The sequence below is a fragment of the Acinetobacter sp. KB005 genome, assembly GCF_049949095.1.
Taxonomy (GTDB): Bacteria; Pseudomonadota; Gammaproteobacteria; order Pseudomonadales; family Moraxellaceae; genus Acinetobacter; species Acinetobacter calcoaceticus.
The window spans coordinates 3,314,292-3,340,786 of record NZ_CP188191.1 but is presented as its reverse complement, the minus strand read 5'-3'; the positions used below and the strand labels follow the sequence as shown (position 1 = coordinate 3,340,786).

18 protein-coding genes and 1 pseudogene are annotated in these 26,495 nt (G+C 38.7%); 15 read left to right on the top strand and 4 right to left on the bottom strand.

Annotated elements, in window-relative coordinates:
* Positions 1–12: 12 nt before the first annotated feature.
* Positions 13–1,149, top strand: coding sequence for an acyl-CoA dehydrogenase family protein (locus ACPF64_RS15980; protein ID WP_198077694.1), 1,137 nt, complete (start codon positions 13–15; stop codon positions 1,147–1,149).
* Between the two features lie 130 nt (positions 1,150–1,279).
* On the opposite strand, the gene ACPF64_RS15975 is transcribed toward ACPF64_RS15980, so the two are convergent.
* On the bottom strand, positions 1,280–1,858 hold the full coding sequence (locus ACPF64_RS15975; protein WP_426454480.1) for a flavin reductase family protein: 579 nt from the start codon (positions 1,856–1,858) through the stop codon (positions 1,280–1,282).
* A 171-nt stretch (positions 1,859–2,029) separates the two neighbouring features.
* Between ACPF64_RS15975 and ACPF64_RS15970 the strand changes: the two genes are divergently transcribed.
* The 9 genes from ACPF64_RS15970 (at position 2,030) to ACPF64_RS15930 (ending at position 13,009) form a co-directional block, all read left to right on the top strand.
* A complete protein-coding gene (locus ACPF64_RS15970; protein ID WP_056480978.1) occupies positions 2,030–2,806 on the top strand; it encodes a HesA/MoeB/ThiF family protein in 777 nt (258 codons plus the stop codon).
* A gap of 58 nt (positions 2,807–2,864) precedes the next feature.
* Positions 2,865–4,163 carry an ABC1 kinase family protein gene (locus ACPF64_RS15965; protein ID WP_426454477.1) on the top strand — a complete coding sequence of 433 codons (1,299 nt, stop codon included), beginning with the start codon at positions 2,865–2,867 and terminating at the stop codon, positions 4,161–4,163.
* A gap of 15 nt (positions 4,164–4,178) precedes the next feature.
* Positions 4,179–4,559: a dihydroneopterin aldolase gene (gene folB, locus ACPF64_RS15960; RefSeq protein WP_426454475.1), complete on the top strand. Its 381-nt coding sequence runs from the start codon at positions 4,179–4,181 to the stop codon at positions 4,557–4,559.
* A complete protein-coding gene (locus tag ACPF64_RS15955) occupies positions 4,516–4,953 on the top strand; it encodes a 2-amino-4-hydroxy-6-hydroxymethyldihydropteridine diphosphokinase (RefSeq protein ID WP_045125662.1) in 438 nt (145 codons plus the stop codon). The genes folB and ACPF64_RS15955 overlap by 44 nt, the downstream gene beginning before the upstream one ends.
* 258 nt (positions 4,954–5,211) lie before the next feature.
* Entirely contained in the window at positions 5,212–6,921 is a 1,710-nt protein-coding gene (gene kdpA, locus ACPF64_RS15950; protein ID WP_426454472.1) for a potassium-transporting ATPase subunit KdpA, read from the top strand.
* Positions 6,922–6,929: 8 nt separating this feature from the next.
* A complete protein-coding gene (gene kdpB, locus ACPF64_RS15945) occupies positions 6,930–8,969 on the top strand; it encodes a potassium-transporting ATPase subunit KdpB (protein ID WP_426454470.1) in 2,040 nt (679 codons plus the stop codon).
* 13 nt (positions 8,970–8,982) lie between these two features.
* Entirely contained in the window at positions 8,983–9,588 is a 606-nt protein-coding gene (gene kdpC / locus ACPF64_RS15940; protein WP_426454468.1) for a potassium-transporting ATPase subunit KdpC, read from the top strand.
* Between the two features lie 38 nt (positions 9,589–9,626).
* Positions 9,627–12,281, top strand: a complete 2,655-nt coding sequence (locus tag ACPF64_RS15935; protein ID WP_426454465.1) for an ATP-binding protein — start codon at positions 9,627–9,629, stop codon at positions 12,279–12,281.
* A gap of 11 nt (positions 12,282–12,292) precedes the next feature.
* Complete coding sequence (locus tag ACPF64_RS15930; protein WP_426454463.1) at positions 12,293–13,009, top strand: response regulator; 717 nt, start codon at positions 12,293–12,295, stop codon at positions 13,007–13,009.
* A gap of 101 nt (positions 13,010–13,110) precedes the next feature.
* Here the strand turns inward: ACPF64_RS15930 and ACPF64_RS15925 are convergent, their stop codons facing one another.
* Positions 13,111–14,535, bottom strand: coding sequence for a glutamine synthetase family protein (locus tag ACPF64_RS15925; protein WP_426454461.1), 1,425 nt, complete (start codon positions 14,533–14,535; stop codon positions 13,111–13,113).
* Between the two features lie 404 nt (positions 14,536–14,939).
* Between ACPF64_RS15925 and ACPF64_RS15920 the strand changes: the two genes are divergently transcribed.
* On the top strand, positions 14,940–15,488 hold the full coding sequence (locus ACPF64_RS15920; RefSeq protein ID WP_426454459.1) for a DUF2799 domain-containing protein: 549 nt from the start codon (positions 14,940–14,942) through the stop codon (positions 15,486–15,488).
* A 45-nt stretch (positions 15,489–15,533) separates the two neighbouring features.
* Here ACPF64_RS15920 and coq7 read toward each other — a convergent pair whose 3' ends face one another.
* Entirely contained in the window at positions 15,534–16,169 is a 636-nt protein-coding gene (coq7, locus tag ACPF64_RS15915) for a 2-polyprenyl-3-methyl-6-methoxy-1,4-benzoquinone monooxygenase (RefSeq protein ID WP_426454457.1), read from the bottom strand.
* 3 nt (positions 16,170–16,172) lie between these two features.
* Complete coding sequence (locus tag ACPF64_RS15910; protein ID WP_151743163.1) at positions 16,173–17,495, bottom strand: MFS transporter; 1,323 nt, start codon at positions 17,493–17,495, stop codon at positions 16,173–16,175.
* Positions 17,496–17,661: 166 nt separating this feature from the next.
* Between ACPF64_RS15910 and ACPF64_RS15905 the strand changes: the two are divergent.
* From ACPF64_RS15905 to ACPF64_RS15890, 4 genes and pseudogenes are all read left to right on the top strand, one after another.
* Positions 17,662–19,243, top strand: a pseudogene (locus ACPF64_RS15905) (POTRA domain-containing protein); the annotation flags it as partial.
* 35 nt (positions 19,244–19,278) lie between these two features.
* On the top strand, positions 19,279–20,394 hold the full coding sequence (locus ACPF64_RS15900) for an autotransporter assembly complex protein TamA (RefSeq protein ID WP_426456160.1): 1,116 nt from the start codon (positions 19,279–19,281) through the stop codon (positions 20,392–20,394).
* Between the two features lie 26 nt (positions 20,395–20,420).
* Positions 20,421–24,926 (top strand): translocation/assembly module TamB domain-containing protein, encoded by a 4,506-nt coding sequence (locus ACPF64_RS15895; protein ID WP_426454454.1) that lies wholly within the window; start codon positions 20,421–20,423, stop codon positions 24,924–24,926.
* A 318-nt stretch (positions 24,927–25,244) separates the two neighbouring features.
* Positions 25,245–26,480: a lactonase family protein gene (locus ACPF64_RS15890; protein WP_426454452.1), complete on the top strand. Its 1,236-nt coding sequence runs from the start codon at positions 25,245–25,247 to the stop codon at positions 26,478–26,480.
* Positions 26,481–26,495 lie beyond the last annotated feature (15 nt).

Here is a 26,495-nt window from a genome sequence, read left to right as displayed (position 1 = left end):
AAGGATGTTGAAATGATTTTAAGTGCTGAACAAAGTATGGTTCAGGAGATGATGCGTGATTATGCGCAAAATCAGTTAAAACCTACAGCTGCTCATCGGGATAAAACCCATGAGTTTCCTGCTCAGGAATTAAAAGATTTAGGTGCTTTGGGGGCAATGGGTATGACCGTTCCAGATGAATGGGGTGGTGCAGGAATGGATTATGTATCTTTAGTGCTCGCAATTGAAGAAATTGCCGCAGGTGATGGTGCCATTTCGACAATTGTAAGTGTTCAAAACTCATTGGTTTGCGGTATTACATTGGCATATGGTTCAGAACAGCAAAAACAGACCTATTTACCAAAATTTGCATCGGGTGAATGGTTAGGGTGCTTTTGTTTAACTGAGCCACATGTTGGTTCTGACGCCAGTGCGATTTTATGTAAAGCTGAGCAAGATGGGGACCAGTGGGTACTTAATGGCGTAAAGCAATTTATTACCAGCGGTAAAAATGCTCAAGTAGCTCTGGTGTTTGCAGTAACTGATAAACAAGCGGGCAAAAAAGGGATCTCGTGTTTCCTTGTTCCGACCAATACAGAAGGTTACTTAGTTACTCGTATTGAAGACAAAATGGGGCAGCACGCTTCAGACACAGCAACCATTACCCTTGAGGACTGCCGAATTCCTTTAAAGAATTTGGTTGGCCAAGAAGGTGAAGGTTATAAAATTGCTTTATCAAACTTAGCTGCTGGTCGTATTGGGATTGCTGCTCAATCGGTTGGTATGGCACGAGCTGCTTTTGATGCCGCTGTGCAATACGCAAATGAGCGTAAAGCCTTTGGCGTAGAGTTAGTCCAGCATCAGGCGGTAAGTTTCCGTTTAGCAGATATGGCAACCCAGATTGAAGCGGCACATCAGTTGGTTCTACATGCGGCAACTTTGAAAGATGAGGGACTACCTTGTTTAAAAGAAGCCTCAATGGCAAAGCTGTTTGCTTCTACAATGGCTGAGCGAGTTTGTTCTGATGCAATCCAGATTCATGGTGGCTATGGCTATGTGAGTGATTTTCCTGTTGAGCGAATTTATCGTGATGTTCGAGTGAGCCAGATTTATGAGGGCGCTTCGGATATTCAACGTTTAGTGATTGCTCGTGAAGTTACCCAAGTTTAAGCATTAGCTTTTTAAATAATGAAATTCATTGCAAAAAACCGCAATTGTTATGCGGTTTTTTGCAATCGTAATTTTCTGGTTTTAATTCAATTCAATACATTTCGAAAAGATAAAAACTATATTTTTATGTTTAGAGATCAGCTTTAACTTGCTCACCAATTAAATAAAATGTTCCGCCAGCAATATAGTGCAAGCTTCGAAGCTCTTTTGGTGCATCTTGAAAGTGCCAATGCCCGTCTCGGAAAACACGACTATCTGCCCAAGCACCGACAACAGAACCAATAAATAAATCATGCGCTGACTGATTGTGAGGTTCAGGAATAAGTTTACATACGAGCCATGCGATGCAACCAGATACTAATGGGCTGGTAAGACCTTCTTGATAAAAGAGCTCGACACCGCAATGTTCAAGTTTTTGTGGATCATCTAATTTGCTAATTGTACCAAGTTGATGGGTCATATCGAGCTGCGTATAGCAGGGAACTTGTAGGGTGAAATAACCACTTTGCTCAACAAGCTGACGAGTTTTAGTACTTTTGTCGAGAACAACGGTTACTTTGGCTGGGGTGAGTTCTAGTGCACATGCCCAAGCGGCTGCCATTACATTTCGGTCATTTCCATGCTGAGCAGAGACAAGTACAGTTGGGCCATGATTTAACAAACGATAAGCTTTTTCTAACTCTACAGGTGCAATATATGATTGGGACATATTTAGCCTAAGTAATACAGAAAATAGATATTTCTATTGTTGCAGAAAGCTTGAGAGAAGTAATGCGGTGGATAAAAGTTTAAAGAATAAAATGCTGTTTTTATTTTATACCTTTCCTAATGCCTGACTTAGTCATAAAATCATTTCGCTTCTAAGTGAAAGGATTAACGCGTGACCGAGCTTCAAGATATCGATTTTGTAGAGTTAAGTGATGAAGAAATGCATCTCTATAGCCGTCAGATTTTACTTGATGGATGGGATATAGAAGCTCAGGAAAAACTCAAACTTGCTAATGTGCTTATTGTTGGGGCTGGTGGAATAGGATGTAGCAGTGCAGAGCTACTAGCGCGAGCAGGGGTTGGAAAGATTACACTCATTGATGCCGATACTATTGAGATAAGTAACTTACAACGTCAAATTGCATTTGGTCATGAAGATATTGGTCGTTATAAAGCTGAAGTTCTTGCAAAGCGGTTACAGAAAATTAACCCTTATATCTGTGTTGAATACTACAACGAACGTTTAGATGAACATAACATTGATAGACTTGTTGAACACCAAGATGTGGTGTTGGATGGATGTGATAATTTTACAACACGTTATTTAGTAAATGCTGCTTGTAAAAAGCATCAGGTCGCATTAATTAGTGCTTCAGCAATTGGTTTTCAGGCACAAATGTTTATGGTTGAAGGTGATTCAGCTTGTTATGAATGTTTATTCCCTAAAGAACAGCATAGCAATGAAGGCCTACGCTGTGCAGAATCAGGCGTACTTGCGACTACTCCTGTAATGATAGCGTCATTACAAGCACATCACACTTTACTATATCTAGGACTCAATCTGACTCCTTTAAAACAGAAACTGTTGCTTTGGGATGGCTTAAACATGACACAACGCATTGTTAATTTTGATAAAGATGTAAATTGCCCAGTTTGTCAGGCAAGTTAATCAGTAAATGAAATAAAATTTGCTACACTCAACCTGAATGATTTGGTTTTGAAGAAATATGAAAAAAAATATTTTGTTTGATGGGCTACGTTCTGTCGCCCGTATTGGTGAAACAGCAGTGGTTGCCGCCAAAGCTGGGATTAAATACGCAACTGAAAAACCAAGTAATGCCAAACTCATGCGGGAAACCTTTGAATCTCTTGGCTCGACTTACATCAAACTTGGTCAGTTTATTGCGAGTACTCCATCGCTTTTCCCTCGTGAATATGTAGAAGAATTTCAAGGTTGTTTAGACCAGACACCAACACTGCCATTTAGTTATATTCAAGGTGTACTTGACTCTGAGTTTGAAGGGCGCGATTTAAGTCAGATTTTTAGCTATATTGATGAAAAACCATTAGCTTCTGCTTCAATTGCTCAGGTTCATGCAGCTAAATTGACCACAGGCGAAGATGTCGTTATTAAAGTACAAAAGCCGGGTGTTGAAACCATTTTATATACAGATTTAAGTGTGGTGCATTGGGCTGCCAAATTGCTTGAGCGTGCAGTACCTAAAATCAAATTTGCTGCTCTTTCAGAAATTGTTGATGAAATTAAAAGCCGTATGGTTCGTGAAGTCGATTTCATTGAAGAAGCACAAAACTTAGATGACTTTATTGAATATCTGAATATTTCACAAAACAAAGCTGCGACTGCACCTAAAGTTTATCATCAGTTTTCTACACGTCGTGTTTTAACCATGCAACGTCTATATGGTGTGTCTTTGACAGATTTTAGTGTGGTGAAACAATACGCCAAAGATCCATCACAAGTGCTGATTACTGCAATGAATACATGGTTCGGTAGCCTTATGCTATGTAAGAGTTTCCATGCAGACTTACATGCTGGAAATCTAATGCTGCTCGAAGATGGCCGAATTGGTTTTATTGATTTTGGTATTGTGGGACAGTTAAAGCCAGAAGTCTGGACAGCGTGTATGGCCTTTATGGATGCATTGCAAAAGACTGATTATAAAGCGATGGCCGAAAACATGCTGAAAATGGGCATGACACATAACAAAGTTGATGTGGATGTATTGGCACAAGATTTGGAACGTTTATTTAATGGTGTATTAATGGCTGATCCACAGCAAATTCTGTCTACTAATCCTGCCGATTTAAACGACATTATGATGGATATGGTGGGGGTTGGTGAGCGCCACGGTATTAAATTCCCTCGAGATTTTGCTTTATTATTTAAGCAAATGCTTTATTTCGATCGTTTTATGCGCGTACTCGCACCATATACCGATATTTATGCAGACCAGCGTTTGAAAATGGTTCAAAATATGGAACCTGCTTCGTTGTTAAAGCACTAAGGTCAGTTTAAATTTATGGATGCCATTGTTATTGAAGGGTTAAAGGTTGAGACAGTGATTGGCTGTTTCAACTGGGAAAGACAAATCATTCAACCTTTAATGTTGGATTTAACCATCCATAATGATTTGAGCCGAGCTGCACAGTCTGACAAACTTGAAGATACACTCAATTATGCACAGATTTGTGAGTTATCGGCTCAAACTATTCAACAAGCCAAGCCAGAATTAATCGAACATGCAGCACATCTCGTTTTGGAATGTTTGTTCGAAACTTTCCCAACGATTGAAAAAATTACCATTACCATCCGTAAGCCCGCCATCATTGCAGAAGCTAATGCTGTAGGAATTCGTCTTGAACGCACCAGAAATAATTTTTGCGCTCGCTCTAGCGAGTAATTTAGACGCAGAACAACACTTTACTTTTGCTTATACGCAATTGGCAACATTGGGGAAAGTGCAGTTTTCATCGGTTTATCAAATTCCATGCCGAGATGGCATTGGAGATGATTACTGGAATTCAGCATGTCTATTAAAAAGTTCTTTAAATCCTTCAGAAATCGAAGCTTTCTTAAAAAAACTTGAATCAGACACAGGGCGTATTCGTCCATCACATCATATTTCTTTAGATGTAGATTTGATTGCATGGGGAACTGATCTAGACCATATGCAATTTAATTCTAAAAAATTACCTTTGGCACTAGACGTAAAAATTCCTTTATATGAATTATGGAATTGTGAAACCCTAAAGTCTGAAGCAGTACTTTATCCGGTAGTCAATTTTAAACTTTAACGTCTTTTACTCTATATTTTACGCAAATTTTACGCGGGCTTTGAGTTCCTCAATAGAGAATTTACGAGCATTTTACCGATACTGAAATTCACTAAATTAGTGTTATTTCAGGACAATAAAGATGCTTATAAATTCTCAAATGCGCATCTTGCATCAGTCTGGCATTGTCTTATGCGGACTTAAAAAAAATGATATTTCTTTATTTCTCCTTATTTCCAGTTTGGCAAGTCAAGCCATGGGATTTAGAGGAGAATAGCCATGCTAGAACTTATACTTGTTTTATTTATTGCTATTTTTCTAGCATGGTGTCTCAGTAAATATTTATCCAAAGTGATGGTAAATCAGCCGATGGTTGGTGATGGATTATTTCGTTGGATTGAAAATCCTGTTTACCGCTTGTTAGGTGTATCTCCACAACAACAAATGAACTGGAAACAATATTCTCTAGCATTTGTTGTTAGCTGTATTTTTCTTGCAGTGGCTATTCTTGCTATTTTTATGACGCAAGCATGGCTACCATTAAATCCTAACCATGCACCAAATATGAGTTGGGATTTAGCGTTACACACTGTTATTTCATTTTTAACAAACACCAACCAACAGCATTATTCTGGTCAGGCTCAGTTATCTTATTTGTCGCAAATGACAGGTATTGTGGGCCTGCAAGTCATTACTCCAATGATGGGGTTGGCTTTGGTTGTCGCAACTTTAAGAGCGTTCTTTTATCAGCGTCCAAGCCATATCGCAGCTGATGTTGCCGAGCAACCAGATCAAATTTTAATTGGTAGCTATTGGGCAGATGTAATTCGCCCTACAGTACGCTTTTTGCTTCCACTCTGTTTTGTCTGGTCATTATTGCTCAATAGCCAAGGTGTACCGGCAACTTTCCAAGGCGGGCCAGAAGTACAACTTATTGATAAAGCCAATACTGTAGAAACTCAAAAAATTCCTTTGGGACCAGTTGCACCGATGGTGGCTATTAAGCAATTGGGTAGTAACGGTGGTGGATGGTACGGTCCAAATAGTTCTGTGCCTTTAGAAAATCCAACACCAGTTTCTAATTTGCTAGAAATGATTGCGATTTTACTCATTCCAATCACAGTAATTTTTATGGTCGGGCATTTTACTCAGCGTAAAAAGTTTGCTTACTTTGTCTTTGGTAGCATGCTTTTTATGTCGGTTATTTCTGGCGCAGCTGCTGTCTGGTCTGAAAGTATGTCATCTACAGCATCTCAACTCGCCGTAATGGAAGGTAAAGAGCAACGTTTTGGACCAGCAGCATCAGCGGTTTGGGCAGCTGTCACAACTCAAGTAAATAATGGTTCGGTCAATATGATGCATGACTCTTCTGCGCCGCTTACTGGTCTGGTCGAACTCATCAACATGTTGATTAATGCCATTTGGGGCGGCGTAGGCTGTGGTTTGCAACAGTTTATGATTTATCTATTACTTGCAGTATTTATTGCCGGTTTAATGACAGGTCGTACCCCTGAGTTGTTTGGGCGCAAGATTGAAGCCGCAGAAATTAAATTACTCGCGATTATTATCTTGATTCAACCTCTGGTTATTCTTGCCTTTACTGCATTAACCCTCAGCATTCCGGGTCTATCAGGCATCAGCAATTCAGGACCGCATGGTATTAGCCAAGTGTTTTATGAATATGTCTCTGCATTTGCCAACAATGGTTCAGGTTTTGAAGGCCTTGGAGATAACACCGTATGGTGGAACGTCACTTGTAGTATCGCTCTTCTTTTAGGACGTTTCCCGACATTAATTTTACCATTAATGATTGCTACGCGATTAGCTGCAAAAAGGAAAGCGCCTGAAACAGCAGGAAGCCTCCAAGTTGAAACTCCAACTTTTGCCTTAACGCTGATCACGATTGTGGTGTTGCTTACCTTATTACAATTTATGCCAGTTCTTGTCCTTGGGCCAATTGCCGATCAACTTTTGTTGGTTAAAGGCTAAGGAGGCGAGTGAAAATGAATACACAAACTCATGTAAATAGCCATAAAAAAACCATGGCAGTACCAAATTTTGAAGTTTGGAAAAATGCATTTGTGAAATTGCTACCACAACATGCAATTAAAAACCCTGTGATGGCAATTGTATGGCTTGGGACAGTGGTTACTGGAATCAGTACCATTTTGGGTTACACCACACTTTTATTTGGTTTAGCGGTTACAGCTATCCTGTTCATTACCATTTTATTTGCTAATTATGCTGAAGCTGTTGCAGAGGCTAGAGGTCGTGGTCAGGCATCTTCATTGCGTGCAGCAAGAGAAAATTTAACCGCTCGAAGACTCAATTCTTTGACCGACCGCCAAGCGACTCAAGTTGCAGCAACTGAACTTCATTTAAATGATTTTATTGAAGTTCATGCAGGTGAGCTTGTTCCAGCCGATGGTGAAATTGTAGAAGGTTTTGCCACTATTAATGAATCGGCTGTTACAGGTGAATCGGCACCAGTATTACGTGAAGCTGGAACTGACCGTTCTGGTGTTATTGGCGGGACTAAAGTACTTACAGATCGTATTATCGTTCAGGTTACTGCTGAGTCTGGCCAAAGTTTCTTGGACCGTATGATTGCTTTAGTTGAAGGTTCAAATCGTCAAAAAACACCGAATGAGATTGCACTTGGCTTCTTGTTAATGGTGATGACACTTACGTTTTTAATTGTCGTGATTAGCCTACCGTTTATTGCTCATTATTTGCATATTGAACTTGATCCAGTTGTGCTCGTGGCACTGTTGGTCTGCTTAATTCCAACAACCATTGGTGGCTTGTTACCTGCGATTGGGATTGCGGGTATGAACCGCGCACTTAAAGCCAATGTTTTGGCGAAATCAGGTAAAGCCGTAGAAGTTGCTGGTGACATTGATGTGCTTTTACTCGATAAAACCGGAACCATTACCTATGGCGACCGTCAAGCGACCTCTTTTTATCCTTTGACTTCGGTAACTGAGTCTGAGTTACGAGTGGCTGCTTGGGTAAGTTCGCTTGCCGACCCAACACCAGAAGGAAAATCGATTGTTAAATTGGCAAAAGAACAAGGGCTAAAACAGCAAGAACCTGAGCAGGCTGAATTTATCTCTTTTAGTGCATCAACCCGAATTTCTGGTGTGAATTTCCCTAATGGTGATCAAATTCGTAAAGGTGCGTTAGATGCCATTTTGAAATTTGTCGATGAAGATTATTCTCAAGATTTAGAGTTAAAAGCACGTGTTGAACAAGTCGCAAAAAAAGGTGCAACCCCATTGGTTGTGGCAAATCAACATCATGTATTGGGCGTGATTGAACTCTCAGATGTGATTAAACACGGTATTAAAGAACGTTTTGCTCGTTTAAGAGAAATGGGCATCAAAACCGTAATGGTCACAGGTGATAACCCACTAACTGCTGCTGCGATTGCTGCTGAAGCTGGGGTAGATGACTATATTGCCGAAGCAAAACCAGAAGACAAATTGGCTTGTATTCGCACTGAACAACAACAAGGCCGTTTAGTTGCGATGGTCGGTGATGGAACCAACGATGCACCTGCATTAGCTCAGGCAGATATTGGCTTAGCCATGAATTCTGGTACACAAGCTGCGAAAGAAGCCGGCAATATGGTCGATTTAGACTCAGACCCGACCAAACTGCTGGCTGTGGTTGAAATTGGTAAACAGCAGTTGATTACTCGTGGTGCTTTAACAACGTTTTCTTTAGCAAATGATGTGTCGAAATACTTTGCAATTTTGCCTGCATTATTCGCTGCAGCGATTCCGCAAATGCAGGTTTTAAATGTGATGCATCTGGCGAGCCCAAGTAGTGCGATTTTATCGGCATTAATCTTTAACGCGATTATTATCCCGCTATTAATTCCAATTGCTCTTCGAGGTGTGAAATTTAAACCTTCAACTGCAACTCAATTATTACGTCGAAATATGTTGATTTATGGTGTGGGTGGTGTGGTTCTACCATTTATTGCCATTAAAGCGATTGATGTGGTGATTGTTCAATTATTTGGTTTGTAATCTGGAGTTTGAAATGAAAACTTATGTACAAAATTCAGAAGCAAATTTGGGTCAGACCTTAAGAGCATCGTTAGGATTATTAATTTTTACTCTAGTGGGGTGTGGTGCTGTTTACAGTGCTATCGCTACTGGCGCTGGGCAGGTTTTATTCAACGATCAGGCCAATGGTAATTTGATTGAAATAGATCAGAAAGTTGTTGGGTCAACTTTAGTGGCTCAGCCATTTGTCGGGAACGAATATTTTCATCCACGCCCTTCGGCAGCAAATTATGATCCCATGGCAATGGCGGGTACAAACTTAGCTCGTACTAATCCTGAGTTACAAAAGCAAATCGACGCTCAGATGCTCGCAGTGAAAAAGCAAGATCATACAGGCAATACACCTATTCCAAGTGATTTGGTGACTAAATCTGGCAGTGGTATTGATCCGCATATTAGTCCCGAAGCTGCTCAGCTACAAGTTGGCCGAGTGGCTCAAGCGCGCCATTTAGATCTTAAAGTTGTAGAAGAGCTATTGCAAAAGCATATTGAGCCCATGCAGTTTGGTGTATTAGGACAAGCTCGTGTTAATGTATTAGAGCTCAATATTGCTTTAGATCAATTACAATCTACACATTAACTTAAAAATAAAGTTGTTAGTTTACCGGATGATATCAAGTGCAAAGCAATCGCGAAAATCAGGCTGAGGCCTTATTAAATCATGTCAACAGATATCAAGCCGGTCGACTAACGGTCTTTCTCGGTGCGGCGCCTGGTGTTGGAAAAACCTATGCCATGCTTGCTCGTGCCAAAGAGTTGTTTCAACAAGGTACAGACGTTGTTGTAGGTATTGTCGAAACCCATGGGAGAACAGAAACTCTAAAAATTTTGGAAGGGTTGCCTCAGATTGCTAGAAAGGAAATGCAGTATCAGGGGCATAGTTTAGAAGAAATGGACTTGGATGCTATTTTACTTAGGCATCCCGAAATCGTTTTAGTTGATGAGTTGGCTCATCGAAACATACCAAATAGTCGTCATGAACGCCGTTGGCAAGATGTCAATGAATTACTAGATGCAGGTATTGACGTATTCACTACCATGAATATTCAGCATTTAGAAAGCTTAAATGATGTGGTGTACCAGATTACGGGCATTAGGGTAAGTGAAACTGTACCAGATAGAGTGTTTGATCGTATTCGAGACATTCGTTTAATTGATTTGCCAGTCAGTGAACTCATTGAAAGGCTCCATCAAGGAAAAGTCTATGTGCCCGATCAAGCAAATCTGGCATTACAAGGCTTTTTTAGCATTTCAAATTTAACTGCACTACGTGAACTAGCAATGCAATGCGTTGCAGAACATGTTGATTCAGATTTAAAAGAGAGTTATGCCTCTAAAGGTTTGAAATCTATATCGTTGCAAAATGAATTAATGATTGCGATAGATGGGCAAGGTTCTTCTGAATATTTAGTACGGGCAGGTTGCCGTTTAGCAGAACGTTATGGGGCTGCGTGGACGGTAGTGAATGTTGCTAAAAGTTTGGACTTTGGGCAGAGTTCAGGAAATTCATATAAAAAAGAATATATTGAGATTGATCGTGCATTTGAACTGGCTCGGCAACTCGGTGGTCGCACAGAAGTAATATATGGCCATCAGGTTGCATCTGTTTTAATGGATGCTGCTGTGGATAGGGGAATCTCAAATCTGGTCATTGGCAAAAGTATTTCGCCGTGGTGGTTAAAGTTATTTAAGAAAAATTTAGCTCAACAATTATTGAATCAAGAAAACTCAATTGCTTTAACCATTTTGCACCCAGAACAGGGCACCAAAAAGACAACTCAGCTTGAAAAGCCATCATTTTTATCACTAAAAGAAAGTATTTTTGTTTTAGCGGTTACCTGTGCGAGTATTTTTATAGCGCACTTTGCTGAAGTTTTATTAGGGATTGAAGACTTTTCTGTCATTTTCATTATTTCAGTTTTAATTGTCGCCACTAAAACCAGAATGCTCGCTGCGGTAGTGGCAGCTCTTATTTGTTTCTTGGCTTATAATTTTTTCTTTATTGCACCGCGTTTTACTTTTCAGATTTCAGCACATCAAGGTGTGGTTACCGTTGTTGCTTTTTTTGCGGCCGCTTTAATCGCTGGGCGCTTGGCTTCTCAATTACGTCAACAGGTTTTGTCTTTGAAAGCTGCGAATGCCTACACCACGGTGATGCAAGACTTGGCACGTAAGCTCTCTAGTGCAGTGAACCTTGAAGAAGTCATGCAAACAGGACGTATGACCTTAGAAACACAACTTCAAACTAAAGTATGGATTTCTATTCAAGATAGAGTGATTTCATCTGACATAGAGCTAAACGACAAAGAAAAAGTGGCAGCAGATTGGTGTTTGAAGCATCAACAACCATGTGGGCGTTTTACCGATACGCTTAGTCAGTCAAACTGGTGGTTTTTACCTCTTTTAGAACAAAAAAATAGCCTAGGTATTGTGGGAATTTACTTTAAAGACGAAGTTGTTTTTTTAAATTTTGAGCAAAAAAAACTGACTGAAAGTGTAATTGAATATATTGCGCAGGCAGCACTTCGAACTCAATTGGTCAATGAACTTGAACAAGCAAAAGTAACCAGTGAAACAGAGCGATTACGTTCTGCTTTATTATCGTCGGTATCACATGATTTACGCTCACCACTTGCTTCTATTATTGGAGCAGCTGATACGCTTGCCCATTTTAAAGCAGATATGTCAGAGCAAGATCAGCAAGATTTACTCGAAACCATTCATTTAGAAGGCGAGCGCTTAGATCGTTATATTCAGAATTTGCTTGATATGACACGTTTGGGGCATGAAGGCTTATCTTTAAAAAGAGACTGGATTGGTGTAGATGAATTAATTGGTTCGGCAACCCGCCGTTTGAAGCGTTATAAACCAGATACTCAAGTGTTGGTCGAATTACCTGAACAAACCATTAGTTTATATGTTCATCCAGCACTCGTAGAGCAAGCTATTTTTAATGTTTTAGAAAATGCTGCAAACTTTTCACCTCCAGATGAACCAGTCATGATTCGGGCTTCTCTTTTGTCTGATGATGAAGTGAAAATAGAAATTGAAGATAGAGGAGCGGGAATTCCTGAAGATGAAAGAAACCGCATTTTCGATATGTTTTATACTATGGAACGCGGAGACCGCGGAAAATTTGGTACAGGTTTAGGACTGACAATTGTGAAAGCGATTATTGGTGCTCATATGGGTACAATAGAAGCATTTTCAGGACGCCAAAATAAAGGTACTTTAATTCAAATCAGATTACCCATTCACCCAGTAAAAGAATAAGTTGTAAAGTCATGATAAGTTCAGAAACATCACCTGTAGAAACACGTATTGTGATTATTGATGATGAGCCTCAGATTCGTAAATTTTTAGACATTGCTTTAAGAACACAAAAATATAAAACCACGCTCTGTGAGACTGGTTACAAAGGTTTGGAGGCTTTGGCCACACAAGGTGCTGATTTAGTTATTTTAGATTTGGGTTTGCCAGATTTAGACGGTAAAGAAGTGCTTCAAGAGTTACGTAGTTGGTCGAATGTTCCTGTGATTGTTTTATCTGTACGTGCAGATGAATATGAAAAAGTTGCCTTGCTAGATGCAGGTGCAAATGACTACATGACCAAGCCTTTTAGTGTTCAAGAGTTATTGGCGCGCATACGAGTCATTTTAAGAAACCAACCCATTCAACAAGAAGCCCATATTTATGATGACGGCTACCTTAAAGTCGATGTCATGCAGCGTTTAGTTTGGGTTGAGCAACAGCCCATTACTTTAACTCGAAAAGAATTTCAATTGCTGACGCTATTAATGCGCTATCAAGGTCAGCTTTTAACACAGCCACAACTTTTAAAAGAACTTTGGGGGCCAACCCATCAGGAAGATACTCATTATTTACGTATTTTAGTGGGCAAGTTGCGCGGTAAACTTGGAGATAATGCAATTCAGCCACGTTATATTGCAACTGAACCTGGTGTTGGATTGCGTTTTTTAGCTAAACAAAATAATCATTAGGTTTATATTAATTAAAGATAAAAAAAAACCTTAGGGAATTTCTCCCTAAGGGTTCGCTAAATACAGTGTTTCTTTATTTTTATGTCATAGTATTTTTTTAGTTATATATCCCAATGTTGTTCTGCTTCGGTCATTTGACTATAAATATTTTGATATTCAGCCTGTTTAACTGTGTACCAATGCTCTACAAAGTCTGCCCCTAAATATCCTTTTAAAATAAGACTCCCTTTAAATATTTTTAAGGCTTCCGGCTGATTGTTGGCTAATAGAATGTGCTCATCAGGAAATTTTAAAAGATGTGCAGGTTTTGATAGCGGTAACTTATGAGATAAGCCATAAGATACACCCGCTAAAATCGTAGCTGTAACCAAATAGGGGTTACAGTCGGCTCCAGCAACCCGATATTCTAAGCGTTGATTTTTTAAATCTGAGCATGGAATTCGAATTGCGACATTGCGATTATTGGTACCCCAATTTGCTTCTAACGGTACATGGTGCCCAATTTTAAAGCGTCTATAAGAATTAATATTGGGCGCTAAAATAGCCATAGATGCAGGCATTAATTCAATTAGACCACTAATCGCGCTGAGTAATTTGGCCGAAGGTTCATCTTTTTCTACTGCTGAACTAAATACATTTTCATGGTACTGATTGAGCAAGCTCATATGAAAATGCATACCACTACCAGCCTTTGCTAAGTTGGGCTTCGCCATGAAACAGGCGGTTAAATCATGTTTTCTTGCGACTTGTTTTACAATTCTTTTTAAAGCATTAATTTGATCGCACAGCTTTAAAATATCATGAGTGTGTTGAAGGTTTAGTTCGTATTGTCCAGGTGATGACTCTGCAACAATAGCGGTAATTTCAATAGATTGTAGTAAGGCGGCTTTTTCAACTTCTTCTAGGACTTGTTGATAGTTATTTGGTGCATCTATGTCAAAACATTGGTTTTCCAAACATGTTTCAGTGTGATGGTTTGGGGAGACAAGATAAAACTCCAGTTCAGCAGCCATGACAGGAAAATAATTGTTAGTGTGTAACTGATTTAATAATTTTTTTAATATATTGCGTGGTTCATATCGACAATCTGAGCCACCTTCTTCTTGCATTGTGAGGAAAAGCTGAGCATTCAATTCGGGGGATAAGGCACTTGGTTGCAAGCTGCCTAAAATGGGTAGGCAAAGTCTGTCTGGTTCACCAATGTATTTTCCTAAGCCTGTCTCTTCAATAACTTTTCCATCAAGACTCATTGCATAAACAGAAAGTGGAAAATAACATCCGTTAGAGAGATTTCTCAAACTTTTAACATCAATTCGTTTGCCACGAATATGTCCGTTTAAATCATGTAGGCAAATATCAATATGTTGAGTATGAGGATATGAGTTTAAATATTCATCGACTTCTTTCAAAAATAAATCGGGTTGGAAAGTACCGGCTTGTGTCGGTGGAGTAAAATCGTTTGATATTTTAAAAGCCTTAAGGTGAGAGTCTTGTAAGTTTAAGTTTGGATAAATATGTGTACTCATTATAAAAACCTTGGTGGTTATTTAGCTAAAATCCTACAGCAAGCTGTGAGGTTAATAGCATAAAAAAAGAGTAAAATGATTAAAGAATAATTTTTGGAATATTTGGATTTTTTGTATGAATAATCAATTATTTGAGTCTAATTTTTATAATTAAAAATTTAAGTAAAATTAGCGTATAAGGGCAGTCTAAGAGTTAGCAAATTTCTTAGAATTTTATTTTTAAATTAAACAATATTAGTAATTATGACCTTTCAATTTGGTGAGAGGGGCAAACTGATTTAAACTTAAGGCTTATCCAGTGAGGCACTTATTTTTGAAGTCTTGAATAGAGCAGGACCTTTTAGGGTGTTTACTGGAATTTTATTTTTGCGCTTTTTTTAATTTATTTTTTGAGTTCTCTTAATATGAAAAATATCGGTTTAGCCATTCTAGCCATCAGCCTTTCAGGTTGTGCTGCAATGAGCGTAGAAGAATGTAAGACTGCGAATTGGTCATTAGTGGGTGAGAAAGATGGTTCAAAAGGTTCGTCACCACGTTTAGATCAATATTACAAAGCATGTGGAAAAGCCAATATTGTTCCAGATCAAAAGTCATATGAACGCGGGTATAAAGAAGGGCTAGGGTATTATTGCCAGCCAACAAATATTTTTTATAGTGCTTTAGAGGGTAGTGGCAATATCAATGTGTGCCCAGTTGAGCAGCGTAATCGTTTAAGACCTTATTATCAGGCAGCTTCCGATTACTACAATGCAAAAAATGAATATGACCTTTATGACGAAAAGTTTAAGCAATATTCTGACAGTGCTTATAACGAAAAATTAAAGCCAGAAGAGCGTGAACGTTATCGTAAGCTTTTAAGAGAATTACAAAATGATCGTGACCGTATTAATCGGAACTATTGGAACTCAATTCGAGATATTGAGCGTTTCAAATATGATCATGGCTTAAAATAATATTTTAAAAAGGATTGATCCGAATTAGATCAATCCTTTGTTTTTTTAAAGATAATAACTGGTTTTTGTCATGAGCTTTGAAATGGCTGTCATGGTGATTTTTACCGCATACGGTAATTCAACACCACCTGCTTCAAGTGCAGTATGACGGTGATGTAACTCATCTTCATTCATTTGCTCTAAAATTTTACGAGAGCGATCATCTTGAGCAGGTAACTGGTTTAAATGATCTTGTAAATGAAGGCTGACTTGGCGTTCGGTTTCAGCCACAAAACCTAAGCTATATTTGTCACCAGCAATGCCAGCAAGAGCACCCATGCCATATGAAAGCCCATACCATATTGGGTTTAATAAACTGGTATGACTATTTAGCTCTTTTAAACGAACTTCACACCACGCTAAATGATCTTGTTCTTCAATTGCTGCTTGTTGCATTTCTTTACGTACATTTGGCAATTTCGCTGTTAATGCTTGTCCATGATAAAGGGCTTGAGCACACACTTCACCACTATGGTTAACTCGCATTAAACCTGCTACATGGCGAGCATCTTCTACACCTAGTTTTGCTTCAACTGTTTCGGCTGGATTTTGGCGCTGTGCTGCTGTTGCACCCGGAACAAGACTACGTAACGCCTGATCAAAAGAGTTAATGAGTTGATCAATTCCAGTATAGTGGCGCATAAATTAGTCCTCCAAAGAAAGATGTGCTGTGGCAAGCATTGGTTTTAGTCGTGCTAGAAGCCAAATACTAAAGATTGCACTAAGTACAGCTGTAATAATAAAAAGTATTTTAATATCAATTTTTAAAACACTTAAGATTAAGATTGAAAAAATTGCAGAAGAAACCATAAAAACGGCATTTAAAATGTTATTAGCCGCAACAACACGGGCACGATGTGAGCGCGGAGAATAAGCCTGCATCATGGCATAAAGGGGAACAATATAAAAACCGCCGCTAATCCCCAGTAACGTCACTGCTAACATTACATGATAGTAAACCCAGCCTTGAGTAAATATATCTTTTAACGTAAGTAATGCCCCAGTTCTTTCTGGAACAAAAGCTAAACTGGCAGCAAGGTAGAGTGCAAAAACAGTAAGGCCAATTGCACCAATCGGAACCATTTTAATATTAATTTCTGAACCACCAATTTTACGGCAAAGAAGTGACCCAACACCAATACCGACTGAAAAGAAAGTAAGCAAAAGACTAACAACGTTTTCTGAAGCATGGAGGTTTTGTTGGGTCAGCTGTGGAATTTGCGTTAAATAAGTAGCGCCATAAAACCAGTACCATGAGTTACCTAACAAAATAGTGAACACTAAAGGTAAGCTTTTGGCATATTGAATGGTTTGAAAACTCGTACGAATGAAATTCCAGTCAATCTTTAAATCAGGAGCGGCAACTTTTTGAGGTAAAATGAAGCGACTACATAAATAGCCTATGCAAGCAATAATCACAACCGTAAGACTAATCCACAATAAGTTCCCATGTGATGATGCAATTACCGCACCACCTAAAATCATCCCAAATAAAATTGCCATTGAAGTGCCCGATTGAAACAGAGCATTACCAGACATTAACTCGTGCGGTTTTAAAATTTCAGGCAAAATTGCGTACTTGATAGGGCCAAAGAATGTTGAATGTGTACCCATTAAGAATAAAGCAAGAAGAAGCAACCATAAGTGCCCCAATAAAAAACCAGCAGAACCAATGAGCATAATAATAATTTCTAAAATTTTTATGCCACGAACAAGTTGTGAACGCTCATATTTATCTGCAATTTGTCCAGCAGTGGCCGAAAAAAAGAAATAGGGCAAAATAAACAAGAGAGCCGCTAAGTTATTAAGGGTACTTACTGGGGCAGATTGTTGCTGAATCAAACCATAGGTAATCACTAATAATAAAGCTTGCTTAAAAACGTTATCATTTAATGCGCCAAAAAACTGGGTAAAAAACATCGGTACGAACCGACGTGATGTCATCAGGTGCTCATCTTGTTTCATCATGTGCAAACTTCATTGTGTTTTATAAAAAAATGTGACCGATTGTTAATTTGCATCGAAAACCATGTATGATATTTTTAACGCTTGATTAAATGAAAAATCAATGGTTTTGAGTGAGTTTTACACTCACCTTGGTGCGTTTTATTAAAAAATAAGTCTAGAGTTTTCTATGCCTTCTAAAATTAAGTTTAAACAGTCAACTCTCACTCATTCTATGCATTTAATTTTAAAAATGCAGGGGATTCCTAAACTTATTTGTAGCAGCTTGTTGTTAAGTGTTTGTGTAACGCCAAGTTTTGCTCAAACTTCTGTTGCAGCTAGTTCATCAACTGCAAGCCCAACGGTGTCTGATACTTCATCAGAACAATTAGTGTCAGTGGATCAACAAAACACTGCTCCAATTACAGATATTGCTACACTTGTGACTCAAGCTCAGCAACAACAAGATAGCTTGGCTATATTGCAACAACAAGAACAATTTCCAAATCAAATTAACGAATTTAAGCCAATTACACTGGATAATCTCGAAGATTTACCAGATATGCCTGTTGACCAAAACATGGCAAATGAAATTTATAGGGTAGCGGAAGAAGCTAAAAATGAAGCGCAGAGTTTTCAAAATGGGACTCAGAAGCTACCTGAAGTAACGGTAAGTGATGCAACGCAGTCTGAAGTACAGGAAATTAAACAAGCACCTGTAAATATTGACCAGCTTATGCAAGAGATTCAATCTGATAGCAAGATTGTAGTCGAAGCCAATGAAACAGGAAAAACCTTACCAGAGTTAACGCCAGAGACCGATGAACCACCTGAACAAGCTGGTTTCTTTAAGCGTATTTTAAATAAAGTGCGTCCGCCACGTGCAATTCCAATGGAACAAGTACCGCGTATTAGTGCAGAAGTAAGTGGTGCCTCAGATTTGCTAGCTAAAAACATTAAAGGTAAGTTATCGACATTTACTCAAGAGTCATTTGAAGATTTCAATGCTGCTTTACCTCAACTTAGAACATTAAGTAATCAAGCAGCACAGGCGGTTGGTTATTATAATGCTGAGTTCCGCTTTGAAAAATTAAGTTCGAGTCGGGTTCGTGTAAATGTTACGCCTAATGAACCAGTACGAATTAATGAGCAAAATATTGAATTTACTGGTGCAGGTGAAAAGCAACCACAGTTTCAGGTTATTCGTTTAGTTCCTGATCAGGATGTAGGTGACATTTTTAACCATGGTTTATATGAAACCACTAAAAGTCGTATTGTTGATGCCGCATCTAATAATGGTTATTTTGATGCTTACTGGCGTTTGCATGATGTGAAAGTGAGTCAGCCAGAAAATAAAGCTGATATTAACTTACGCTATGAAACAGGTGAGCGTTACAAATTAGATAAGGTTGAGTTTCGTATGAGTGATCCATCGAAATCTCTGCCATTAAATTTGAATATTTTAGAAAGTATGGCGCCGTGGAAAGAGGGCGATGACTATGCATTTTGGCGGGTAAATACTTTAGCAAATAACCTAACCAACTCACGTTATTTTAATTACACTTTAGTTGACTCTGTTAAACCAGATCCAATTGAAAAACAACTTGAGCTACCACCAGATTTACAAGCTTTGGTCGATGAACAAAACATTGATGTTGATGAGTCTAACTTACTTTCACCTGAACAACGACAATTGGCTAAAGCACGTCAATTAGCCACGTCTAATAAAGAAGTTACACAAAATGTAGTTGATGAAAAACAGTTTGCCGGAACCCAAAATAACCAAGAAGCTAGGGCTAAAACGGCCATGTTGCAAAGCGCGCCCGTTCAGCAGGATGAACAAGAAACTGAACAGGACCGCCTGCAAGCACAAGCACGTGAAACTAAAAGAATTCCAGTCATTGTGACTTTAAATGCAGATAAGCTAAATAGTTTGGAAACAGGTGTTGGTTACGGCACCGATACAGGTGCACGTTTACGTAGTCAGTATCGCCGTTCTATTGTCAATAAATATGGTCATTCTTTTGATGCCAACTTGGAAGTCTCACAAATTCGTCAATCTATTGATGGCCGATATAGTATTCCCTATAAACACCCATTAAATGATTACTTTAACATTGTGGGTGGATATGAGCGTGAAACCCGTGATGATATTGGTCCAGATGTAAGTTTACTTACTGAATCCGCTGTTGTTGGTGGAGAGCGTATCATTAAACGTCCTTTAGGGAACTGGCAACATACTTTTGGTGTCCGCTATCGTTTAGACCGTTTAACCCAACAGGGTAATGTTGATATTTCTGAATTACCAGATGCTTTTAAAACTGCTGCATCAGAGCAAGAAGCATTATTATTTAGTTATGAAACTTCTAAAACTTCTAGTAATACACGTTTAAACCCAACTAAGGCTTTTAAACAAACCTATAAAGTAGAATTAGGTAGCGAGAGTTTACTGTCCGATGCCAATATGGCAATAGCAAGTGCGGGTTGGAGATTTATTTATTCTCTTGGCGAAAATGATGATCACCAATTCGTTGGAAGATCTGACCTTAGCTACATTTTTACCGATGACTTTGACAAAGTTCCGTACAATCTTAGATTCTTTACGGGTGGTGACCAAACCATTCGTGGGTTTGACTATAAGAGTCTTTCTCCAGAAATAGATGGATATAAAATTGGGGGACAAGCTTTGGCTGTCGGTTCTTTAGAATATAACTATCAGTTTAAGGATGGTTGGCGAGCCGCTGTTTTCTCTGACTTTGGTAATGCCTATGATAAAGACTTTAGTAATCCAGCAGCTTATAGCGTTGGGGTTGGAATTCGCTGGAAGTCTCCAATCGGGCCAATCCGTTTAGATGTCGCTTCGGGTATTTCAGATGAAAACCATCCGATTCGTTTACATTTCTTTATAGGCCCACAACTTTAAAAATAAAATTTTATTAGGTTTATTTTATGGCGGATGTAGAACAGCAGCCAACTTCGGCACCTAGTTCACCTAAGAAGCGGCGCATTTTGCGTAGTTTCGTGCTGACGATATTGATCATATTTTTATTATTAGCGTCTTCGTTAGTGATCATGATGTCAACAGATCGCGGAAGTCGTTTTTTATTAGATCGGGTTTTAGACGCTCAGAAAATAATTAAATATGAATACGAAGGCGGGAACTTACTGCGCGGAATTATTCTTAAGAATGTTTTGGTGCAATTAAAGGACGTTGATGTTTCATTAGATAGAGCTGACGTAGGTTTAGGATGGCGCTCTTTATTATTAGAAAAAGAGGTGCATTTGAGCCATGCGGATGTGCGTAACTTACGTATTATTAATAAAACTCCGCCCTCTGGTAAAGCATTCGAATTTAAGCCTATTAAGTTGCCATTTGTTCTACGTGTTGATGAAGCCGATGTTGATCATTTAGAGATTAAGTTAGCGACCTCAGATGTAAGTTTTCATGATGTTCATTTGCAAGATGCAGTTTGGTCAGAGACCAAACTGGAATTTGAAAAATCCAGTATGGATATGGGCTATCTCTCAGTTCACAACGCCACAGGAAAAATGGATTTCAGTGGTAAATATCCATTAAATGCTACAGCAGATTTAAGAATCCCATCTTTAAAAAGTTTAAATATTCAAAATATTAAAGTCGTAGCACGCGGAAGTTTAGATACTTTAAAAGCTGGGGTTGCAACAACAACTCCCGATTTGTTAACGGGTTGGGTGGTGTTGCATCCTGTTCGTGATGAAGTTCCAATGCAAGGTGAGTTATTACTCAAAAATTATCACTTACCTTTATTGGTTGAACAAAAATTATTTGCAAAAAATGGTGTGATCAAGTTTCAAGGCGATATTAAACAACTTAATTTGGCAGTTGATACAGATTTAAAGGGTGAGAATTTACCTGAAGGTCAATACAACGCTTTAATGAATACTGACTTGGTTCATCAGTTGAATATCACTGATTTTAATGGCCAAGTCATGAAAGGTGCTGTTAACCTTAAAGGTTTGGTGAATTGGAAAGATCATGTTACTTGGGATATCAAAGGCCGTTTAGATCATATTAATCCTAAAGACAAAGCAATTCCTCAGGTCGTTCAAGACTTTTTACCGCCAAGTTTAGATGCTGCTGTTGCTTCAACCGGCTCTTTGGAAAAAGGTACTGAAGTATTTGCTAATGTTGATTTTGACCGTTATGAGTCTTGGAAGCTTAAGTTTAATCAGGCCCCAGAAAAAAATAATAAACCTCAACCGATGCTCATGAATGTGGCTTGGACGAAAATAGACCGTGCGATGCCTTATATTGGATGGCTAAGCAGTGATAGTGGTCAGGTTGATTTAACATTACGTGATGGTCAGCAAGATATTAAAGTTGCTACAAAAGTATATCAGCATGAAAAAACTTTATTGCCAGCAGGACAATATCTAGCCAATCTTAATATTAAAGATAATGTTTTAAATGTTCCCAATTTTAGTTTTACTGCTGAAAAAGGTAGTTTAACTGGTCAGGCTAAAGTGTTGCTTCCTACCGAAAAACGTCAGTTGGTTTGGAACGCATTGTTAAATGCAAAAGATTTTAATCCACAAAGTATTCATGCAGCAGCCCCAGTTAATTTGTTAAACGGTTCGATTAAAGCAAATGGTTTTGCTAAACCAAACCAGCAAATCATTCAATTTGAGAAAATTGATTTAACTGGTCGACTGGCTCAAGCAGGTCAAGAGACTGTAACTTTAGGTGGTAAAAGTACAGCAGCATTATTATTCAATGATGTGAAAGCTGGTGGTGGCTTTAAAGGTTTTGCAGTTAATTATGATGGATCTTTAAAAGCCTTAAAACAGGCAAATGGTTTATTGAAGTTTTCTATAGCCGGTACACCAGATTTCATTCGAATTAATCAGCTACAGCACGATGGCGTCGCTGGAAAAATCTATGCAACAGGTTCTGTAAATTTAAAAGATGGCATTGCATGGGATATTAATAGTTCATTGGTACGCTTTAAACCCCAATATTTTACCTCAGCGGTAAAAGGCGAAATTTCAGGGAATCTGAAAACCCAAGGGGTTTGGGCAGACCATTTGAAACGAATTAATATTCAGCAATTGAATCTTGCTGGTTTTATAAATAATAAACCTGTTCGAGGTAAGGGTAATTTATCTTTATTGATGGACTCTAATCAAAAGGGCTTTTTTCCTCAGCAGTTTGAAGCCAATAATTTATTTTTAGTGTATGGGCAGAATCAGCTACAAGCGACAGGTAATGCACAAAATCTAAAAATCAAGCTCAATGCACCTGCACTCTACGAATTATATCCGGGGTTGCGTGGTCGAGCTTATGGCGATCTAAATGTACAATCGCAGCCACGTTTAAAAGCAACAGCAAATATCGCAGTAGATAACTTTGCATTTAATAATTTAGTAAGTGTGAAGAGGTTGAGTATTCAGGGAGAGCTTCCAACATCGGAAACAACACCGACTCAATTAACCGCAAAATTAGATAATTTGCGTAGTGGAAATAGACAAATTCAGTCTGCCGAATTGAATTTAACTGGAACAAGAAAAGCGCATCTATTGAAAGTACTCGGTAATAATAGTATTTCCAAATTCTATGTTCAGTTGGCAGGTGGCTTTAACCAAAATAATGATTGGTTAGGTCAAATTCAAAAAGGAAGTTTTGATTCAAGACGAATCCGTCTGGCACAAAATCAAAATGCTCCAGTGATTTTTTCTTCGGCACGGTCTGAGCTATATGTAGGTCAACACTGTTGGCAAAGTGCGAATAGCCAGCTCTGTTTTGACCAGCCGGTACGGGTAAGTAAAGCACGCGGTAATATTTCGTTTGTAACTCAGAACATGGATTTAAGTGACTTCGCGGCATTTATGCCAGAAGGCTTAGCGATGACTGGACAATTAAATGGTTATGCCAAGGCAGCGTGGGTAAATGGAGGAAATCCAAAACTTGATGCCCGTTTAATTACGCGCAAAGGTGAAATTGGTTTAGCTGCGGAAGATCCTCAAGATCCTGCAACCACTCTGGCTTATGATGAACTAAGTGTTATTGCAAAAAGTGTATCAGAAGGTCTATTGTTCCGTGTTGATGTTAAAACACCTGATATTGGTACAGGATATGCGAATGTTATTATCAATCCATTCCAACCATCAATGCCAATGCATGGTGAGGTCGCTTTTAATGATGTTCAATTAAAAGTCTTGAAACCATTTATTCAAGATGTCCGTACACTAAGTGGAACTTTAGCCTTGGCTGGTAAAGTCAACGGTACATTAACTCAGCCACAGTTTACTGGTGAAATGCGTCTGAAAAATGGTGCAATCAGTATGATTTCGCTGCCAGTTAATTTAACTAATGTTCAGGTTTACTCATCAATTCGTCAGAACATCGCAACCATTGATGGCGCGTTTAACAGTGGTCAAGGTGTGGGGCTTTTAAAAGGTAGTTTTGAATGGAAAGATGCACCACGTCTTCAATTAAACCTCAAAGGTGATAATTTACTTGTACGTCAGGCGCCATTAATTACTGCAATTGCCAATCCAAACCTTACACTTGATATGTATCCTTTCGATAAGCGTTTAAGCTTAAAAGGATCGGTGGATGTTCCTCGCGCGCGAATTTCAATGCCAGAAACAACTGCTCCAGTCATTAATACCTCATCAGATGTCCGCATAGTTCGACAAGGCCAAGACCCACTTGCAATTTTACGTGCTGCTAAACCTTGGGATATTCGAGCGGATATTGCTGTTAATATTGGAAAGCAAGTCATATTCCAAGGCTTTAACAGTAATATTCCATTAGTTGGTCGTCTAAACTTAAGTCAACGTGGCTACGAGACTGCAATGAGAGCTAATGGGGCAATTGGTGTCAGTCAAAAAGTAAAAATTGAAGCCTATGGACAAAGTCTAGATTTGAACCGAGCGATTGCACGTTTCAACGGCCCATTGGCAAACCCGACTTTAGATATCGATGCCAATAAAAATGTTCAGGGTAGTATGGTTGGGGTACGTGTTACAGGTACTGCGACCTCTCCAAACATTCAAGTTTATAATGATGCAGGACTATCTGAGCAAGAAGCATTGAATGCGCTCGTCACGGGACGTATTAATGAAGGTTCAAGTGGTTTAAGTAATGCAGAAGGATTTAAGTCTGATGTAAATAACACCATTGCTGCTGCTGGTATCAGTATGGGCTTGGGCGGTACTCGTGCTTTAACTAATCAGATTGGGCGTACTTTCGGTCTAAGTGGATTAGCTTTAGATGCTCAAGGTACAGGTGATGATACTCAGGTGAGTTTAACTGGCTATATCACACCGGATCTGTTTATTCGTTATGGTGTTGGTGTGTTTACACCAGTCAATAAGCTTACGTTACGTTATCAAATGAACCGCCGTTTATATTTAGAAGCGAGTCAATCTTTAGAAAGAGCGATCGATTTATTCTACAACTGGCGTTTCTAGTAGATGGAAATTAAGTATTAGAAAAGTACGCTTGTAATGCTTTCATTGATTTTAATCAGTAATAACTAAATTAAGAGCTCACCTTCGGTGGGCTTTTAATTTAATAACACCTTCATAACATTTAAAAAAATTGAATATTTACTATATAAACCATCGATTCTCTTAAAAGTAAGCAAACCTTGAGCTGACCTCTGATTAAAGAAAATTCACTTGAAAATTGCTGTTTTATAAATTAGTTTTCAGAAACATTAAATGAAATTAGATTGATAATACCTTGTTGATAAGTGCAAATAAGGTGAATTTTTCAAGGAAATAAACGTGAAAATAGATACTTATGTTGAAATAAAATATGGCAAGGACAACGATACAAATATTAAATATCGTGGGCTAATTCACAAGTTAACAGCAACATTGTCGTTGACGCTTTTGTCATTTGGATGGTGCTCCACTGTAAATGCTGCACAGCAACAAATCGCTTTAGTGGGAACATGGACATCTATCCCTGATGCACCGCTTGTGCAAAAACCCAAACGAGCCAGTGAAGGTCTGTACCAGCTTCAAGTGAATAGCGATGGGACTTTAACTCCTGTTAAGGTGTTGAAAATGAAAAGTCCTTCTTGGGTTGTAAAATCTAAAGATGGTCGTTTTGCATATACCACTAATGAAGAAAATGAAGGAGCGGTGACTGCATTATCAGTTCAAAATGGTAAGGTAAAAGTGTTGAACACAGTGAATAGCCATGGTGGACATCCAACACACGCATCAATCAGTTTAGATGGTAAATTCTTATTTGTGTCGAACTATTCGGCATTCGATAAAGGTCGTGGTGGGGTGGCTGTTTTGCCAATTTTGCCAAACGGACATTTGGGTGAAATGGTTCAAAATATTGTTTTTAGCGAAGGTTCTGGTCATGTTAAAGGTCGTCAGGAGAGTGGTCATGCACATTCGACAACTTTCAGCCCAGATGGCAAGTATTTATATGCTAGCGATCTTGGAAATGACAAAGTCTATACCTTTCATTATAACCCGAATAAGCCTCAACCACTCGAAGCGGACAGTAGCCGAGATGTGACTTTTACCCATGGTTCTGGTCCACGTCATATGGTCTTTTCACCAAATGGCAAACATGCGTACATTACCGCAGAAATGCGAAGTGAAATTGTGACATTTAACGTACAAGATGGTCATTTGAAAAAAGTAGCTGAGCTAAAACTAATTCATGAGGACAAAACACCTGAATTTAAGAGTGCGAGTGGAATTATCCTCAGTCCAAATGGCAAATATGTGATTGCTGCCAATCGTGGTGCAGACAACAAACTTTTGGTATTTAAAATTCAACAAAATGGATTGCTAGGTAAACCAACAGTTTATAAAGCGAATGGTGTTGAACCACGGGCTTTCTCATTCGATGCGTCTGGTAAATATCTTTATGTAACCAATGTTTTTACTAATAACATTAGCTTGTTCCGTTTTGATGCCAACAAAGGCACATTAAAACCCGCTGGTGATGCAGCAAAAATATCAACACCGACTGATATCAAATTTTTTAATTAACCAGACTCATGAAAC

What these genes read in the sequence shown, in the direction of transcription:
- ACPF64_RS15925 (WP_426454461.1), bottom strand. Translation starts at nt 14,535, where the DNA reads ATGAGTACACATATTTATCCAAACTTAAACTTACAAGACTCTCACCTT.
- ACPF64_RS15965 (WP_426454477.1), top strand. Translation starts at nt 2,865, where the DNA reads ATGAAAAAAAATATTTTGTTTGATGGGCTACGTTCTGTCGCCCGTATT.
- ACPF64_RS15920 (WP_426454459.1), top strand. Translation starts at nt 14,940, where the DNA reads ATGAAAAATATCGGTTTAGCCATTCTAGCCATCAGCCTTTCAGGTTGT.
- folB (WP_426454475.1), top strand. Translation starts at nt 4,179, where the DNA reads ATGGATGCCATTGTTATTGAAGGGTTAAAGGTTGAGACAGTGATTGGC.
- ACPF64_RS15980 (WP_198077694.1), top strand. Translation starts at nt 13, where the DNA reads ATGATTTTAAGTGCTGAACAAAGTATGGTTCAGGAGATGATGCGTGAT.
- ACPF64_RS15910 (WP_151743163.1), bottom strand. Translation starts at nt 17,495, where the DNA reads ATGATGAAACAAGATGAGCACCTGATGACATCACGTCGGTTCGTACCG.
- coq7 (WP_426454457.1), bottom strand. Translation starts at nt 16,169, where the DNA reads ATGCGCCACTATACTGGAATTGATCAACTCATTAACTCTTTTGATCAG.
- kdpC (WP_426454468.1), top strand. Translation starts at nt 8,983, where the DNA reads ATGAAAACTTATGTACAAAATTCAGAAGCAAATTTGGGTCAGACCTTA.
- ACPF64_RS15895 (WP_426454454.1), top strand. Translation starts at nt 20,421, where the DNA reads ATGGCGGATGTAGAACAGCAGCCAACTTCGGCACCTAGTTCACCTAAG.
- ACPF64_RS15900 (WP_426456160.1), top strand. Translation starts at nt 19,279, where the DNA reads ATGTTGCAAAGCGCGCCCGTTCAGCAGGATGAACAAGAAACTGAACAG.
- ACPF64_RS15975 (WP_426454480.1), bottom strand. Translation starts at nt 1,858, where the DNA reads ATGTCCCAATCATATATTGCACCTGTAGAGTTAGAAAAAGCTTATCGT.
- ACPF64_RS15930 (WP_426454463.1), top strand. Translation starts at nt 12,293, where the DNA reads ATGATAAGTTCAGAAACATCACCTGTAGAAACACGTATTGTGATTATT.
- kdpA (WP_426454472.1), top strand. Translation starts at nt 5,212, where the DNA reads ATGCTAGAACTTATACTTGTTTTATTTATTGCTATTTTTCTAGCATGG.